This window comes from Nocardia sp. NPDC051030, from assembly GCF_040683015.1.
Classification (GTDB): Bacteria; Actinomycetota; Actinomycetes; order Mycobacteriales; family Mycobacteriaceae; genus Nocardia.
The window spans coordinates 176,693-192,864 of the sequence record NZ_JBFBCD010000004.1; the positions used below are offsets into that span (position 1 = coordinate 176,693).

The following is a 16,172-nucleotide window of genomic DNA, read 5'->3' on the forward strand; positions in this document are numbered from 1 at the left end:
TCTTGTATCGGCGGTTTCAGCGAGCTACGCCGGCGCGACGCCTACTCGTTTCGCGAGCCGTCCGAGATCGCCTGTCGTCAAGTCACGCCGAGCGGTACGCATCATATGACCGACCAGTTCGCGTACCACGTTCATGCTTCGAACCTGCTGCGGTGCAGCGTATTCGGCCCGTAATAATGCGTAGAGCGACTGCTTGTAGTCACGCTCCAGAGCATGGGCGCGACCGATTTCTACGAAGTACTGTGCCCGCCGACCCTGCACGGAAATGGATTCGGAGTCGAGTTCTGAGGCCAACTCCAGCACTTTGCCCGACTCACGGCGTTCCATCGCTACAGACATGCGCCACAGCCCGACGTTTTCCGGTCCGAAGGTGACATTGCGGACGAGTGATCCGCCTGCCGGTACGTGGTCGAGCCGAGCCGCCTGTTCGGCTGCTTCGTGGAGGTGCGCATTGGGATCGCCGCCGAGCGCGGCCGAGACAAGTGCTGATTGGAGGTGCAGCATTCCGTAGGTCTCGACCTCGCCGCGCGTCCTCACCTGCGGCTCGAGCAGGGCTGCTGCGCGTTCAGCGATCTCGAGTGCAGCTGGCAACGAGCCGGGACGCGAAAGCAGAATCTGACTGCGGGTGAATCCTGCCGCAGCGACCGCAGCTGTGCCGCCGAGGTTTTGAGCCGCTCGCTCGACCTCTTGCACCGCAGTCCAGGCGAGCGCGGCGTATCCGCGCGCCTTCAGCGCTGCCGCTGTCGTGAACGCTATGGCCGCCAATGCATCCCAAGCCCTCTCGCACTCTGCCTCTGTCTTGCCATCAATATGCCGATAGCAGTCGGTGAGCATCGGAGCGAGCATGGGGCCGAGCGACGCGTAGTCGCAGGCGTGGCGTAACTCAGCTGCCTGGTGTGCCAGCCCGGCAAGTTCTCCCAGTGTGCGCGGATCACCAGTCGGCGTCGTATTTCCATGTGTCCACAGCGCGAGTTCAATTGCCGGCACCGCGGCATGGAACCCCTTCGCACATGGGTCGAGACGATCCTGCTCCTGTCCGGTCAAGTCGCCAACAGTGACCCCGAGAGCTTGCGCCAGGGCGTAGAGAACCTTGCGGGAATCCACCGGCCGCTCGCCGTTCTCGTACTTCGCAATAGCGCCTCGACTGACGCCGATCCGGTCCGCTAGTACCTGTTGGGAAATCCCGCGCCGAGCACGGATGATGCGAACCTGTCGGCCGACGTATCGGCCTTCGTCATAGCCGTGACTTTCGCTCATCCGCATTTCCTCGCCGGTGCCTTCGGCTCAGTCCGACATGTGTCCCGCTACGGGACAGTTTCCGCTGATTGCACTGCCAGGCTATCTCCAGCACCGCCGCCAGGTCGATTGTTCGCGACGCAGCGCCTCCGGCGGTCGTTCTGCATTTCAAGGAGGGCGAACCATGAGATACCGACCGACCGCACTCGGATGGATCGACTACGACATCAGCACCGCACCGGAATGGGACAGCGCCCAAGTCCGGCGACTGGCTCGATCTCTTGGCTATGCGCTGGTTTGGCCACCGGACAACACCGCAGTCGGCGTGATCGACACGACGCGCACCGCCGACGTGGACGCCGTAATCACGCCCGCGCCGACCCACCTCGATGCTCCGACCCTCGATCGAATGAAACACCTAGCCGATATCGAAACAGTTTGTCCACGAATGTCTTTCACTCGCAATGTAGCAACGGGAGCCGGGGCATGAAGACCGCAGAGTTCGCAGTGCTGAGAGTGCTGGCCTCCTCCGAACCGCTGTCAGCCACGCAGATCCAGCATGAGGCCGTACTCACCGGCTGGAGCACCCGTAATGCTCTGGGCCAGTTGATGGCCCGCGGATTGGTTGTGCCCACTCTGAACCGCAGCCGTTGGCAGATCAGCGCCCGCGGACGTTCAGCACTGGCAGCCAAGCGCAGGCAGTTCGGATGAATTGGCGATGATCCGCTGTGCGGCGTCCGCCCACCATTGGTCCGTCTGCGAACCAGGGAGGTTGCTGCCGTCCCATCTTGACTTCTGTCAGCCAGAGCACGCACTCGAGTTGACGACCTATCGGATCGCAGAGCCACCATCTCTCCGGGCTCGCGCTCGGCCGTGGCGATGACTAACGTCTTCATCCGGGGTTGATGCGGCACGGAAGAGGAGATCCACATGGGTTCAACGGTTTTCGCGGTACTACTGCCAATCGCCCTGGGGTTGATCATGTTCGGACTCGGCTTGACGCTGACCGTGGACGATTTCGCGCGTGTCCTGCGCTATCCCAAGGCGGCGGTGATCGCCCTGGTATGCCAGATGCTGCTACTCCCGGCGGTCTGCCTCGGTCTCATCTACCTGTTCGGGCTCACCGGAGCTCTCGCCGCTGGAATGATGTTGCTCGCGGCCTCGCCGGGCGGCCCCTCGGCAAACCTGTTCAGCCACATAGCCGGTGGCAATGTCGCACTCAATATCACTCTGACAGCGGTGAATTCGGTGCTCGCGGTCTTCACTCTGCCCTTGGTCCTGGCCATCTCATTCGGCTTGTTCCTGGACGACGCCGACTCCATCGGTATCCGCCCCGACAAGTTTGCCCAGGTCTTCGCGATCGTCCTGGTCCCCGTCGCCATCGGCATGTACGTCCACCGCCGCTACCCCGCCTGGTCGGAACGCATGCGCGGCAACGTGAAAATCCTGTCGATCGCAGTCCTGGCCTTGGTGGTCACGGCAGCCATAGCGAAAAACTTCGACGCCCTCACCGACAACATCGGCAAACTGGCCTCGATCTGCCTGCTCTTTGCCGTAATCAGCCTGACCGTAGGCTATTTCGCCCCCAGGCTCCTCAACGTGGACACCGACCAAGCCATAGCCTCAGCCATGGAAATCGGCGTCCACAACGGCGCCATCGCGATAGCGGTAGCCGCCTCGGTCCTCCACAACGACACCATGGCCGTCCCCGGCGCCGTCTACGGCGTCCTCATGAATATCCCCGCCGCCGCAGCCGCCTACCTTTTGGCCCGAACCGCCCGCCGCACCCAACCCACACCCCAGCAAACCGTGACCGGCACCGTCTGACCGAACTCACCGCCGCTGTCGATGCGCCCCCGGGCCTCGTGTCCTGCGCGAACTCCACTCACCGTGACTTGCGGACCAGGGGCACTCGACGGCGGCGACGCTGCGCCGGGTTCGGCGGGCGGCGCGGGCGGCCGTAGCGCAGCAACTCCATCAATAAGTCTTCCGCCGCGCGGAACTGCGGGAGATCGACCCAGAGACGCCAAGCTACATCCGGATCGCCAGGCTCGAGGATGGTCGCGCGCACCGGTACGACGTAGCCCGCGATTCCCGCATCGGTCAGCGCGAAAAGCACTCTGTAGACCTGTGATTCGGTGAGATCGGCGAGAACTCCCCAAGCACGGGCGTTCAGCCCGTTGGCCAATCCACGGGCGGGAACCCAGTGCACGGTGCCGCGAGTGGCCGACCACGGATCGGGAACTTCACGCGCCGCGGTCATCGCGCCCGGCCTTCCGAGGTGTCACCCTTTCCTGCACCTTACGAGCTTACGGCAGGTGCCGCCGCCGTGACGGTGCAGGAATCGACAGCGAATGGGCATTCGGGATGGTCAGTCGCACAAGGCCCGGGTGGCGGGAACGACGTCACCGATCCACCGGCGAAGCTGCGTGTCGTCGGCGGATTCCGGCCAGTATACGAAGGTGTCGAAGCCGGTCTCCATGGCGAGATCGGCCAGAATGCGGGCCCAGCCCACAGCATCGGTGCGGATCGGTTCCTCGCCACGCAACGTAACCGGTCCCGGAGTATCGGTGATCGTTCCGACGAGTTGCGCCATCCGGGTGATATCGGTCGGCTTACGTCCCGCATCGATCGCGGCAGCAGAGATGATCTCCTGCGTCCCTTGCCATTTCTCATACGGCAGATAATGCGGAATCGGCGCGGCCCACCCGTCGGCAATCCGCCCGGTGAGCGCATTAGCCTTCGGCCCAACGCTGCCGAACCAGATCCCGACCGGATGCGCGGGCGCGGGCCCGGCCTGCACACCCTTCACGATGTACTGCGCGCCTTCGACTTTCACCTTCGTCCCCGGCAGCCACATGGCCCGGATAATCGCGGTGGCCTCCTCGAGCGCTTGCAGCGCTTCAGGATTCGACCGCACCGGCCCACCCATGGCACCGATCGCAGGCCAAAACGCCCCCGCCCCCAAAGCAAGCTCGAACCGCCCACCACTGAGCAGATCCAATGTCGCAGCCTGCTTCCCCAACATCGCAGGCCCCCGCAACGGCAGGCTCGCCACATCCGGAAACACCCGCAACCGTTCAGTTTCCGCCAACACCGTGGCAATCACCGCAAACGTATCAGCCAGCCCACCCGCATACGGATGATCCTGAATCCCGAGCAGATCCAGCCCCTCCCGGTCCGCCACCTCGGCCATCGCGCGCAGCTGCGGCAGCTCGGTCACCGTCGGGGCCAACTGAATACCGAATCGTAGATTCACACCGCGATCATGCCAGCCCCGTCAGCGCGCCGTCAGCACTCGCGCCGCTGCCCACTCGAACCCAGCCCGAGCTCGCTACCGGCCGGTTGTCACGAGAGCTCTGACAGATCGGCCGGATTCGGCTCGGCCGATTGTGGGTACTCCCGCCAAGCGGGCCATTGTGGAATCGGGCTGAAGCCGGGAGGCAAGCACATGTCGACGAACCCGATCGGATTCCACTCGACCATGGTCGGGGAGTCCGCAGTTCTCACCAAGCCCGCACGCCGAGAGCGCTCCATGTGGGGGCACTCACGATTCGACGTGCAGGTCGCTCAACTACGCCGGGCCGCACTGGCAGCGCTGGACACCCCCGGCCGCACCGACTTGTAAGACCGGCACTGCCGGAGCGTCGGCGGGACTAGTCGGCGGCTCGGCGGAGACGGAGCAGGACTAGCGCGAAGCGCGGGTGCACTGGTGACAGCACCCCCGAGGTCGTGGTCCGGTTCACCGCGTGTGCCATCCGCCTGGCCAGCAATTCGGCGGACGTGTCATTAGGCTCGGCGCGTGAGTGAAGGTGAAAACAGCCCTGAGCAGTACCCGGGCTGGGAGCAGAACCTGCGGCCGTCGGAGTATTCGGGCGGGACCGCCGTGGCGGAATTCGGCCCGCTGCCGCCGATCCCGGCATTGGAGCAACCGCATGCGGTGTTCACCGTTGGCGAGGACACGGCCCTGCGGATTGGCGACGCACTGGCGGGACGGATGCTCCGCAGTGCGTGGACCTGGTTGTGGTTCGCCCTGTTGTGGGGCGGAATAGCAGGGGTGCTGACACTCTTCCTGGGCGGAAAGGGTGCCGCGCTGGGCGTGGCGGTCATCGGGTCGGCATGGGTTTCCTTGCTGCTGAGCCACGCACGCCGAGCGCGGAAGTACGCGCTGACAGCTCGGGCCAGTTACATACCCGGCACAGTGCTGGCCGTTCGTTTCGGCCCCGAGGCCTTCGACTTGAGCACCGAACGGGGCCGGGCACGGTTCCATTACACGCGCATCCGGGCCGTCTTCAACGACCGTCCGGATACCGTGATCTTGCGCGTAGGGAACGCGCTAGGTGGATTCCCACGAGAACTGTTCCCGGACTGGAGCATCGCCCTCATCACCGCAGCGACACGCGGCAACGCTCCGGCCCCCGCACCGAATATCACTGAGCTGCCGCCGATCCCAGGCATCGCGAACCCAACCGCCACCTTCATCGCCGAACCCGACACGGCCCGCGCAATGGCCCGCGCCTACACCCGGCAGTCCCTACGCCCCCTCCTCCCCGGCGTCAGCATGCTCATCGTCGCGTTCGCCATCATCGCGCTGGTCTGGCGCACCGGACAGGCGCTAGCGCTCGCTCTCTCCCTCACAGCGGTGGTCGCCGCATTCCTGGCGCTCGTGTCGATCATGACTATCAAGCAGATGTCCGCAGGCTATGCCGTCGCCGTCCCACCCCACCACCCCATGACCGTCCGCTACGGCCCGGACGCCGTCGAACTCCAACTCACGAATTCCCGCAGCCGAACCCCCTACTCGATAATCCGCTCGATAAACATCCGAGGCCCCATCGCCGTCGTCACCACAACGAGCCCGACGGTATGCCCCCGAGCCCTCATCCCGGACAGAGCCATCGAACACATGCGCACAGTGAACCCGCGAATCGTGATCAAACGCTGAGCTCGGTTGCGGCACACCGGAATCAGCGAACTCGCCGGTGACCGGCGCGTAGTATCGAGTACATGTCCGACGCGGAGGGGATCGGCGGGCTGGGCCGAAAGTACCACGGCCACAATGTTCAGAGGCTGGTCCCGATCGACTTCCTGGCGGGGCGTCTCACGGCCGCCATGCCATTGGGAACAGGTGCCGGACAGGTAGGGCCCAAATCGCTGATGCATGGTCCCGAACCACTGGAACTGACATCGACCGCCGTCCTCGACAGCGGAGACGAACGGTTGGTGGTGATCGCGAAGGAAGATTGCGAGTACTACACGGAGGATTTCGTGTCGGACTCGCATTCGATCATGCGCTATTGGGATCCGCCGGTTTCCATTTCAACGGTTCGTGGGCAGGCCGGCGTCGAGTTGGTGGTCGGGATTCTCGACCGGCCTATCGATACCACCGATGCCGTTCAAGTCGCGACCGCGTATGTACGGCAACCGGATACCACCATTCAAACTGTGAGTTTCCTCGTGTCGCCGAATACGGCTCACGACTTCGACGGCGTTCGACTACTGGTACTCGGGATCCTCGCCACACTCGCCCCCGGACCGCGACGGCTCGACACTTCCGCAGGCGTGCGAGCGCTCGCCGAACCGGACGACCCCTTCGAATTACGGATGACAGTTCCCATCGGATGGGTGGCGACCCTGCAGACAGGACCCGACTTCCTGGTATACCGGCTCCATCGAATGAGCCCGTTCAACGGCACCACAACGATATTCGACTTCTATGTAGGCAATCACCCCCGTGTGCTGCCACCGCCGCAACCGGACGGCCCCGTCATGCCACTGTTCGGGGAACGTCACGCTTGGGTGCAACGACGCGAAAACCCTTCCGATCCCGGCGAAAAACGAGAACTCATCGTTGCGCTGCCGAATGGATGCGGGCTGGTCCACGCAATGGCACTCACGAACGAGCCTGCCTTGTGGCCGGAACTGGAATCGATCGCGGCATCGGTCACTGCACCGAATCCCCTACTCGAGTTGCGCACCCGCGCCGAGGACGGCGACGTCGAATCGATGGAAGCACTCGACCGACGCCGACTCAGGGACAATGATCCCGTCGAAGCCGAACGCTGGCTGCAGCGAGCAGCCGAACAAGGCAGCCCCACCGCAATGAGCGATCTCGCCGAATTACTGGGCACGCAAGAGCGTTTCACCGAAGCCACCGGATGGATGGAGGCCGCGGCCGCCTGCGGCTGCGAGGGGGCGAGCGCACGGCTGGGCATCCTCTACTGGCAGGCCGGCGACACCGCCGCAGCCGAACGCTGGCTCTGCCCCACCCACGAGCAGGCCGACACCTCCGCCCAATTCCGCGTAGCCCAGATGGCCGAGGCCCACAACCGGCACGCAGAGGCCCAACTCTGGTACACACGCGCCGCCGACGGCGGCAACCCCCACGCCATGCTCAGACTCGCCGTACTCCTGAGAAACAGCGGCGGAACGCGAGGCTACCCCATCGAATTGGCGACCGAGGCCGCCAACCACGGCCTGAACGAGGCCTTCGCCCTCCTCGGCCAGCTCCACATCGAGACAGACAGACCATCCGAGGGCGAAGAGCTCCTCCGTCGCGGCGCTACGCACGGCGACCCAGCCTCGATGTTCCACCTCGCCAGCTACTGGATGCAGCAAGCCTCGACCCACGGCCACCCCCAGGCAAGACAACTGTGGCAGTCATGGCCACCCCACACCCTCGACGACCTAGGCCGATAGGGATCGCCCGCAGCTGCGGCAGCTCGGTCACCGTAGGTGCCAACTGAATACGAATCGTAGATTCACACCGCGGTCATGCCAGCCGCATCACCGCGCCCTCGGCGCATTCGGCAGCGGTGGCACGGGATCTGGCGGTGGCACGGGATCGGGTGCCGGCGGTCGCAGCGGATCCGGCAGAGGTTCGGGACCGGGCGGACACGGCGGAGTCGGCGGCGGCTCCGGTGGCGGGCTCGGATACGGGTACGGCGGCCGATCCGGCTCCGGCGGTACGGGTTCCGGGTCGGGCCGCGGCGGCGGACCCGGCGGCGTCGGTGCCGGATCGGGCACCGGAATGGGCGGCACCGTCGCCCGTAACCATTTCCAACGCCACCACGGCGCAGTCATCGTGTGCGCATATGTCATTCGACGCCTCACCTCCTGCTACGGACGCCCGCGAAGCCCGGCGCGCCACACCGCTCGAGTACCCGGTGAATCGCCACCGAAAAGTAGACCCTCCGCTCGGTCAATGTCGGCCGAGTGCCGGGTCGAACCGCGCTGATCTGAGGAATCCGAATCCGCCTGCTCTACATGTGCATGCCATGCGCATGCCCCTGAAGGTGCTGCGCACCCTGCATAAGGCCGTCCTCGGCGACCGGCTCACCGCCAAGGATGCCGACGCGGCGTTCGGAGCCCTCACCGCCATGCAGATCGAATACGTCGGAACCGATCTCACTCTGCTGCAGTCGGTTTGGGCAATGCACCACAATGCCTCGGTCCACGACGCCGCCCACCTGGCCATCGCAGCCGTGCACGACGCCGCTCTCATCACCTTCGACGCCCGCCTCGCCAAGGCGCCCGAACAAACGGTACCCAATGTAAGCGTCACGCTGCTCTGACCCAGCTGACGGAAAAGTCACAACAGTCGCCATCGCACCGCGGCAAATACCGTGCCAGCATGCGAGACACTTATCCACGATAGTTCTTCGGACGGGGTAATCGCGCAGGGTTGCGCGGCACTAAATCCCCTTTGCCTCATACTCCACAATGCGCCCTCATTTTCTACAACCGCAACATCATTCGTAGACGCAGGCGGCACTGAAGATCATGCCAATGAGCGCCCAATCTGGATTGTCGGGAGTCTCCATCCCGAAATTCTCAAAGAATCCCGGGCAAGCTTCAATCCAATAAGCAGCAGCCTTCATGTAGCCGATCGCAGACTCGTTCTCCAGGGGCATCGATCCGTTCTCCACACGAGCCGCTAGATCATGGATGTAACGGGCCAACTCTTCTCTGGACGATATCTCTGGAATCGCCGCTCTAATTTCAGTCATCCTATCGACCACACCTCTTTATTTTATCTTCTGGAAAGACAACCCACCAGGTTCGACCGCCAAAATCTCCAACTAAGACAATCAAGCCTTGAACTTGAATACCGAAGTCATCAATAAGGAAGGTCCAAGCCCCTCTTTTCCATCATTTCACGGTATGAAATATCCATTCCGGTTACTGTTTCCAGCGCTTCCCGGATAGCGAAGAGTGCATCTTCGGCGTTTTCGCGAGTTAGCTCCAATTCCGCCTCTTCCAGAACCTCTCGCAACACGTGAAGACTGTCACCTTGAATTGTCAAGCCAGGAAACCTGCGCCCTTCCCACTTAACCAAGGAATAATTTCCCAATACGTCTAGTATTTTTGCCTCATACTCCATTATCGATCCTCTCAGTTCATCTCAGTTCGGATAGAAGGTTATGTAGGGCAGACCTTCGGTTGGCGGATGCGTGAGCACGTCTATTCGCCTGCCATAACCAAGTTCGACAGGCCCCATAGGAAGAGAGCTCTTTATCCTGCTCCGTAGGCGCGAATTACTGTCAGGTATTAAGTAGTCCCAGTCCGAGAACGCATGAGAATTTCCCGATGCTCGGCTACCAACCACGTGAATTTCCACACCTCTAGCGTTGGCAGCATTTTGAATGCGACGCGCATCATTTGGGGAAATGTTATCTATGTGACCACCGTTGCCGTACGTCGGGTCCCGTTGCGCGCCCTGATCGGGACTTGACGAGCTTTGATGGCAACCTTCAGGCATGAGCCCGAGCGGATCGCTCCAGACGGTGGGGTTATGCGGATACGCGCCAGGATTGGGAGCTGGACTCAAGCCAAGAGGGTCCTGGGTAAGGAAGCGCCCTGTGCTGGGATCGTAGATGCGGTTCAGGTTGTAGTGCAGTCCCGATTCCGGGTCGTGGAACTGGCCGGGGAAACGGAGAGGCGTGTCGGCGCTGCCGTGCCAGGAGGTCGCGCCCCACAGATCGACCGTTGCCGTGGCGACGGGTTCGGCGGTTTCAGGATCGACGAGGTCGATCGGCGTACCGACCAGGTCGGTGATGATGGCGTGGAACGCGCGGTCGATCGATGTCTGGTCGGTGGTTTGGGTGATCGGGGCGCGGGAGGTGGGTTGGTAGTGCCATCGGGTGGTCGACTCGTTGACGGTCTGTTCGACCAGATACGTGCCGTCCCAGGTGTAGTCAATGCGTTCCAGGACTGCGTCGTCGGAGTCGAGGCGTTGTTTGGTGGTTCGGCGGCCTGCGGGGTCGCAGGTGTAGTGCCAGCGTTGTCCGTCTGGGGTGCGGACTTCGGTGAGTTGGTCGAAGGCGTTGTAGGTGTAGTGCCAGGTGTCGGGTTTGCGGGAGAGGCGGGTGGTGACCTTGCGGACGAGTCGGCCTGCGGGGTCGTAGTGGTAGCGGGTGCGGCCGTCTCTGATCAGTAGGTTTCGGTGGTACTCGCGGCGGTTGGTTGCCGAGTTTCGCTGTTCGACTGAGGATTTGGTGGCGGGCACGTCGGTTGCGTCCGCGTCGGATGTTCTCGAGGTGCCGGGTGATTCGACGCTGGTGATGTTGCTCAGCGGGTCGTAGGAGTATGCGGTCGTCAGTGAACCGTTGTTGGCGAGTGCTGTGACTCTGCCGATCGCGTCGAGCGTGTAGTCCCGTTGCTGCGCTGGACCCTCTGTATTGCTGATGGTGTGGGTGGTGAGGTAGCCGTCGGGGCGGTAGGCGTAGGTGTCGAGTCGCAGGTCTCGCGGGTTCGGGCGGGGTGACGAGGTCGGGGCGAGGTTGAGGGTGGAGGCGGGGAATCCGATGACCTGTTGTGCGGTGACACGGCCGATTTCGGACAGGTCGCGGTTGACAGCGATTTCGCCGACCCGCCACCCGGTCGGTCGGCCGACCGCGTCGTAGGCGAAGGAGATGTGGTGGCTGTCGGCGGTCATACCTTGGACGCGTCCGGTGTGGTTCCACTGCCATGCGGTCGTGGCACCGTTCGGTGTGGTGCGTGCGATGCGGCGACCATGCGCGTCGTAGGCGAATTCCATCGCGGCCTGGTCGTCGAGCCGCTGGGAGGCCAGGTGCCCGGTTGCGGTGTAGGTGAAATCTATTGTGTGGAAAGCTGTTTCACCGTTTCCGGAGGATGCGGCGATGACTCGCCCTGCGGGATCGTGGCGGTAGCGCAGCCAGTCGTCGCTGTCTGCGACGATTTCGGTCACTCGCCCCAGCACATCGTGGGTGTGGTGGCGGGTTTCGCCGTTTGCGGTGGTGACGCTTGCGATGCGGCCGACACGGTCATGGGTGTAACTGGTTGTGGCTTCGTTGTAGTCGGTTTCACTCGCCAGTCGACCGGCCTGGTCGTATTCGTAGGTCCAGGTATGGCCGAGCGGGTTGATGACGGCGGTCAAGCGGCGTTCGCTATCCCAGCGGTAGCGGGTGATCGATCCGTCGGGGTCAGTGCGCGAGGCGAGCAGGTCGAACGCGCCGTAGGTGAGAACGGTGAGGTGGTCGGCGCGATCGGTGTGGGTGAGCAGGTTGCCCTCGCCGTCCCAGGTCCATGATTCGGCGAAACCGTCAGGATCGGTGCGGCGCAGCAGCTTTCCCGCATGTGACCACTCGAAACGAGTTACCGCACCCACTGGATCTGTGACTTGGAGGGGTCGGCCGAAACCATCGCGCTCGACCTGCGTGGTAGCGCCGGTGGGATCGGCGACACGGATCGGCAGGCCCGCCGCATCGATGTCGACAATAGTTCGTGCGCCCGTTGATTCGAGGATTTCGGCGACCGATCCACCGGGGTGATGGCGGTACTCGGTACGCACATCGGCCGCGTCGATGGACGCGGTGAGATTGCCTTGGGCGTCCCATTCCTGATGACGAACGGCACCATCGGCGTCTGTGACCGCTATCGGGCGGTTGCGGGAGGAGTAGGCGATGTCGATCGCGGATCCGTCCGGGCGCACGATGCGGGCGACATCGCCTGAGCCGGTGTAGGCGTAGCGGGTGATCGCCCCATCGGGGGCAATGACTTTCAACGGTTCACGTTCGGCGTTGTAGTCGAAATGGGTGTGCGCGCCGACCGGGTTGACCAGGTCGCGGAGGCGCAGGTCGCGGTCGAAACCGTGGGCGGTGACCGCGCCGAGGGAGTTGGTGACGGTGGTGAGGAGGCCGGTGCCGTCGGGGAAGTCCTGGTAGGACAGGTCGCAGTTCAGCACCCCGGAGGTGCCGCGCTGGCGGACCACTCGACCGGCCTCGTCGTAGGTGTTGACCATGCTGTTGTTATTGGAGTCCGTCCATGACAGCATGCGGCCCGCAACATCGTAGGTGTAGCTTGTGGTCGCGTCGACGGCATTGGTGACGGCGACCAGATTTCCTGCCGCGTAAGTGAATTCGCGGATTCGTGTGGGGGTCTGGTGGCCGTTGTGCTCTGTGATGACCGAGAGGGCGGTGATTCGGCCAGCGGCGGTGGTGATGACGACACGGTAGCCGCCGGAGTGAGTGACCGCGGTCGGCGCGCCCTCGGGGCTGTAGTGGAAGCGGACGCGGTTGTGGTGACGGTCGGTGATGGCGGAGATCGCCAGGTTGCCCAGGCGGGCGTCGAGGCCGCCGAGATCTGCTTCGGGCGCGAAGTGGAAGATGAGTTCGCGCCGGGGGTCGCGGACCTGGTAGAAGCCGGATTCGGTGCGGGTCAGCGTCCAATTGCGGCCTCCCGCTTCCGGTTTCGCGGCGATATCGACTTCCGCGTGCGGGAAGGCCAGCATCAGGCCCTCCTCGCCGAGGAAGGTCACTCCGCCGGAATCGACAATCAGGCGCATGTCGAGGGTGGCCGACCAGGACGGGCCGAACCAGCGACCGAAGCGGTAGCTGGAGCGGTGGGTTCGGCGCAACACCAAGCTCAATACGCCCGGGAGGTCGATATCGGTTTCGGGGAGCAGGAACGCACCAGTGGCGACGTCGACGGGGTCGCCGCAGGTCGTTTTGTCGGGGATATCGCTGGTGTCTTCCGGATGACCGGAGCGGGCGTGGTCGGGAGCCTGATGGTCTGCCGATGCGTTGTGCTCGAACGTCGGATTATGTTCAGGCTGTGCGGGATCGGTGCCGTTGTGATCGCCGGGATGGGCAGGGTCGTGATCGACCCCAGTCCCGTTCGGGTCGCCTGAACCATGCGGTTCACCGGGTGAATCATTGTGGGGTGCAGCCGTATTGGGATCATTGTGAGGTGCCGAGGCAGGGTCCGACGCGGGGTGCGGTCGCGGATCCACCTGTTCACGCGGTTGATCCGGTGAAGAACCGCCCGGCTTCTCCTGATGCGGCACACCGGAATCGCTGTCAGGTCGGGCGTGGGATGGCGCTGAGTCACCGTGCACGTTGTCGGCCTGTTGGTGAGGTGCTGCTGACCCGTCTCCGGGATTGGCCTGCGGGGCAGCGCCATCCGGGTGCGGACCGGCGGCCGGACCGCCCTCCGGGGCAGCGGCTGGGCCGGCACGGGTGTCCGCGGGAAGTCCGGAACCCGCTCGGGTCTCGCCCGGTACTCCAGCTCCCGCGCGGGTCTCGCCCGGTACTCCTGCCCCCGCCCGGGTATCCGCCGGAACCGCGGACCCGGCGCGGGCATCGCCGGGAAGGGCTGATCCACCACGGGTTTCCAGTCCGGCGCCCGTGTCCAGAGTTTGCCCAGGACCCGGTGCTGTCCGCCCGGGCAGGGACGGCGCTTCCACCTTCGGCACCGCACGCGGCGTGAGCCCCGGGGTGTCTTCAAGGAGGCTGGTGGTCGTTTTCGCGAGCCGGGTGGCTGTGTTGATCTCGTCGACAGCTTGGGCGCCCATCTTGGCCGCGCCGCCCGCACCGCCGGTGGCCACGGTCAGGAGGATGTTGCCGGTGATCGCGCCACCGGCCTCGAAGGGGTTCTTGCGAGCGTCGGAAAGCACCGCGCTGACCGTCGCCCCGGGGTCCGCGGCCGCGGTGACCAGGCCGGTCCCGAGGTCGGCCATGTGCCCGAAGTAGGCGGCCGGGTGCGACATGTTGTACGGGTCGAGGATGTTGGTCGAGCGGGCGAACTGCACGATCGAGGAGAAGCTGGTGATCAAACCGGAGTTGAAGCTGACCTTGCCGTAGTCGTAGACGCCCTTGAGGTCTTCGACATCGTCGATCATTCGTTGCGTGAACGGCGGCTCGGTGGGAGCTTCTGATGTTTCCGCCTCGATCCCGGATGCGATCTGGGCGGCGATGCTATCACGTTGGGCGCGAGCGGCTTTGAGGATCGCGCGGGCCTCGTCACGGATCGAGGACCAGGAATCGGTGAGGGACTTGTTCTTCTTGTCCTTGGCGGGCAACGCGTTCCAGGCGTCCTTCTTGGACTTCTCCTCCCGGTCGGCGGCCTCCCACTTGTCGATCGCCTCCTGCGCCTTGGCCTGCCCGGTCTGCACCGCCCAATACCAGTTGTCCAGGTGTGCAGCAGCTTTCGTGAATGCGTCCCCTGCCGTCCACCACAGCTTCGGCTGCTTATCGAACGCGGTGTGGAACGCACTCGCACCCCGGCCCGTCCAGTCGGCCACATCGATGGTCTTGAGCGCATCACCGGTCGACTCGATCGAGCCCGACATCGAATGCAGCTTCTCGATCACATCATGGATCGCCGACGGTTCGCCGCGAATCAGTTCCGTCTTGTCCTTGGTTTGCCCGAGTTCCTTCTCGGTGATCTCCCCGCCCAGCACATCGGCAATCTGATCGCCGATGTCCTCGATGGCATCGGCCAGCCCGTCGGCACCGGCATCGCGCACCAACTCCCCGACCGTGTGCGCGCCCTTGTCCAGGATCGACCCCGCCTTGGTCTCGACATCCTCGACCGCGTTCTCGATCGCATCACCGACCTTGTCGATGAAATCCCCGATCCCCATCTACCGCCCCGCCCCCTCCACACCCGGATTCCGCTCCTGCATGATCTGCGCGGCCTGTTGCGCGGCACCGGTATTCCAGCCCATGCCCTCGTTCGGCGACGACATGACTGCTTGCCCGTTCGCCAATGCCTGCGGCCCCACCGCCTTGATGACCTGGGCGTCGGTGTTCATTTTGTAGACCATGTCCTGAAACGACTGCCCGCTGTAATCCGGATGCATCAACGCGTTGAACCCGTTGTCGGCGAACGTAGCTCCCCAGGACCGCTCGTCGATCTTCTCCTTCGTCAATGTCGGATCCGAGAACAGATGCGAATACACCTCTTTCAACGTGTTCTCGTTCGCCTGATCCATCATGTGATACCGCCCCGCCGCCAACCCCACCGACTGCGCCATCGAATTCGCCGCCTGCACCAGCGACCGCACGCCCCACGACCACCGCTCACAAAACGTCTCGAACGCCGACTGCACCGACGCCTTCCCCGCCTGCAACGGCGACAACGCCAATAACGCGAACCCACGCCCCATCGACCCGGTCTCCTTGACCCCCAGATCCGACAGGTCCCCGATAATCGCGGTGATCCCGGCCTCGGCCTGCTTCAATACCGCCGGATCGACCTTCAAATCCTCACTCACGCACCCACCCCCAACTCATCGGCACGGTCCGCCACCACGGGCGGAAACGCGAACGGCTGCGCACCCACACAATCCACCGACACCCCGGTCGACTCCGATCGCGACACCGCATAATCGATCAACCGGCTGCCGAGCAACACCTGATAGCGATACTCATTCTCAGCAGCGACCTCACCGCGAGCAACCATGTAGCGCGCGTATTCCTCCACACTGGTGAACGCACAAATCCAGTCGATACCCCGCACCCGAAACATGGGAATCCGGTCCTCACCCACCAACCCCACCACCAGCGCGGCGTCCTCGAACGCACGCCGCAGCAGCTCCGGCTGCCCGAACCCGGCGTAGAACGCCCCGATCTCCGATCGCAACCCCGCTCGACCGTCATCAGATGTCATCGCACCCCCTATAGGCAATTCCC

General features: G+C 63.9%; 16 protein-coding genes. 7 read left to right on the forward strand and 9 right to left on the reverse strand.

The window, feature by feature from the left end; genetic code table 11:
* Window positions 1-24: 24 nt before the first annotated feature.
* Window positions 25-1,257 (reverse strand): helix-turn-helix transcriptional regulator, encoded by a 1,233-nt coding sequence (locus tag AB0N05_RS14450; protein ID WP_364692807.1) that lies wholly within the window; start codon window positions 1,255-1,257, stop codon window positions 25-27.
* Between the two features lie 163 nt (window positions 1,258-1,420).
* On the opposite strand from AB0N05_RS14450, the gene AB0N05_RS14455 reads away from it, so the two are divergent.
* The 3 genes from AB0N05_RS14455 to AB0N05_RS14465 all read left to right on the forward strand — a co-directional run bounded on the left by AB0N05_RS14455 (window position 1,421) and on the right by AB0N05_RS14465 (window position 3,063).
* On the forward strand, window positions 1,421-1,726 hold the full coding sequence (locus tag AB0N05_RS14455) for a hypothetical protein (RefSeq protein WP_364692810.1): 306 nt from the start codon (window positions 1,421-1,423) through the stop codon (window positions 1,724-1,726).
* Complete coding sequence (locus AB0N05_RS14460; RefSeq protein WP_364692813.1) at window positions 1,723-1,947, forward strand: hypothetical protein; 225 nt, start codon at window positions 1,723-1,725, stop codon at window positions 1,945-1,947. The genes AB0N05_RS14455 and AB0N05_RS14460 overlap by 4 nt, the downstream gene beginning before the upstream one ends.
* 219 nt (window positions 1,948-2,166) lie before the next feature.
* Window positions 2,167-3,063 (forward strand): bile acid:sodium symporter family protein, encoded by an 897-nt coding sequence (locus tag AB0N05_RS14465; RefSeq protein WP_364692816.1) that lies wholly within the window; start codon window positions 2,167-2,169, stop codon window positions 3,061-3,063.
* A gap of 58 nt (window positions 3,064-3,121) precedes the next feature.
* On the opposite strand, the gene AB0N05_RS14470 is transcribed toward AB0N05_RS14465, so the two are convergent.
* Together AB0N05_RS14470 and AB0N05_RS14475 are read right to left on the reverse strand one after the other, a co-directional pair.
* Entirely contained in the window at window positions 3,122-3,499 is a 378-nt protein-coding gene (locus AB0N05_RS14470) for a hypothetical protein (RefSeq protein WP_364692819.1), read from the reverse strand.
* 108 nt (window positions 3,500-3,607) lie between these two features.
* A complete protein-coding gene (locus tag AB0N05_RS14475) occupies window positions 3,608-4,495 on the reverse strand; it encodes an LLM class flavin-dependent oxidoreductase (protein WP_364692822.1) in 888 nt (295 codons plus the stop codon).
* A 192-nt stretch (window positions 4,496-4,687) separates the two neighbouring features.
* Between AB0N05_RS14475 and AB0N05_RS14480 the strand changes: the two genes are divergently transcribed.
* The 3 genes from AB0N05_RS14480 to AB0N05_RS14490 all read left to right on the forward strand — a co-directional run bounded on the left by AB0N05_RS14480 (window position 4,688) and on the right by AB0N05_RS14490 (window position 7,935).
* Window positions 4,688-4,864, forward strand: coding sequence for a hypothetical protein (locus AB0N05_RS14480; RefSeq protein ID WP_364692825.1), 177 nt, complete (start codon window positions 4,688-4,690; stop codon window positions 4,862-4,864).
* Between the two features lie 174 nt (window positions 4,865-5,038).
* Window positions 5,039-6,181, forward strand: coding sequence for a hypothetical protein (locus AB0N05_RS14485; protein ID WP_364692828.1), 1,143 nt, complete (start codon window positions 5,039-5,041; stop codon window positions 6,179-6,181).
* Between the two features lie 62 nt (window positions 6,182-6,243).
* Window positions 6,244-7,935 (forward strand): tetratricopeptide repeat protein, encoded by a 1,692-nt coding sequence (locus tag AB0N05_RS14490; protein ID WP_364692831.1) that lies wholly within the window; start codon window positions 6,244-6,246, stop codon window positions 7,933-7,935.
* 73 nt (window positions 7,936-8,008) lie between these two features.
* On the opposite strand, the gene AB0N05_RS14495 is transcribed toward AB0N05_RS14490, so the two are convergent.
* On the reverse strand, window positions 8,009-8,293 hold the full coding sequence (locus AB0N05_RS14495; protein ID WP_364692834.1) for a hypothetical protein: 285 nt from the start codon (window positions 8,291-8,293) through the stop codon (window positions 8,009-8,011).
* A 220-nt stretch (window positions 8,294-8,513) separates the two neighbouring features.
* On the opposite strand from AB0N05_RS14495, the gene AB0N05_RS14500 reads away from it, so the two are divergent.
* Window positions 8,514-8,810, forward strand: a complete 297-nt coding sequence (locus tag AB0N05_RS14500; RefSeq protein WP_364692837.1) for a type II toxin-antitoxin system VapC family toxin — start codon at window positions 8,514-8,516, stop codon at window positions 8,808-8,810.
* A gap of 177 nt (window positions 8,811-8,987) precedes the next feature.
* Here the strand turns inward: AB0N05_RS14500 and AB0N05_RS14505 are convergent, their stop codons facing one another.
* From AB0N05_RS14505 to AB0N05_RS14525, 5 genes are all read right to left on the reverse strand, one after another.
* Window positions 8,988-9,245, reverse strand: coding sequence for a hypothetical protein (locus tag AB0N05_RS14505; RefSeq protein ID WP_364692840.1), 258 nt, complete (start codon window positions 9,243-9,245; stop codon window positions 8,988-8,990).
* Window positions 9,246-9,355: 110 nt separating this feature from the next.
* On the reverse strand, window positions 9,356-9,619 hold the full coding sequence (locus AB0N05_RS14510) for a hypothetical protein (protein ID WP_364692843.1): 264 nt from the start codon (window positions 9,617-9,619) through the stop codon (window positions 9,356-9,358).
* 21 nt (window positions 9,620-9,640) lie between these two features.
* Entirely contained in the window at window positions 9,641-15,121 is a 5,481-nt protein-coding gene (locus AB0N05_RS14515; protein ID WP_364692846.1) for a putative T7SS-secreted protein, read from the reverse strand.
* On the reverse strand, window positions 15,122-15,754 hold the full coding sequence (locus tag AB0N05_RS14520; RefSeq protein ID WP_364692849.1) for a hypothetical protein: 633 nt from the start codon (window positions 15,752-15,754) through the stop codon (window positions 15,122-15,124).
* On the reverse strand, window positions 15,751-16,149 hold the full coding sequence (locus AB0N05_RS14525; protein ID WP_364692852.1) for a hypothetical protein: 399 nt from the start codon (window positions 16,147-16,149) through the stop codon (window positions 15,751-15,753). The genes AB0N05_RS14520 and AB0N05_RS14525 overlap by 4 nt, the downstream gene beginning before the upstream one ends.
* Window positions 16,150-16,172: the final 23 nt, after the last annotated feature.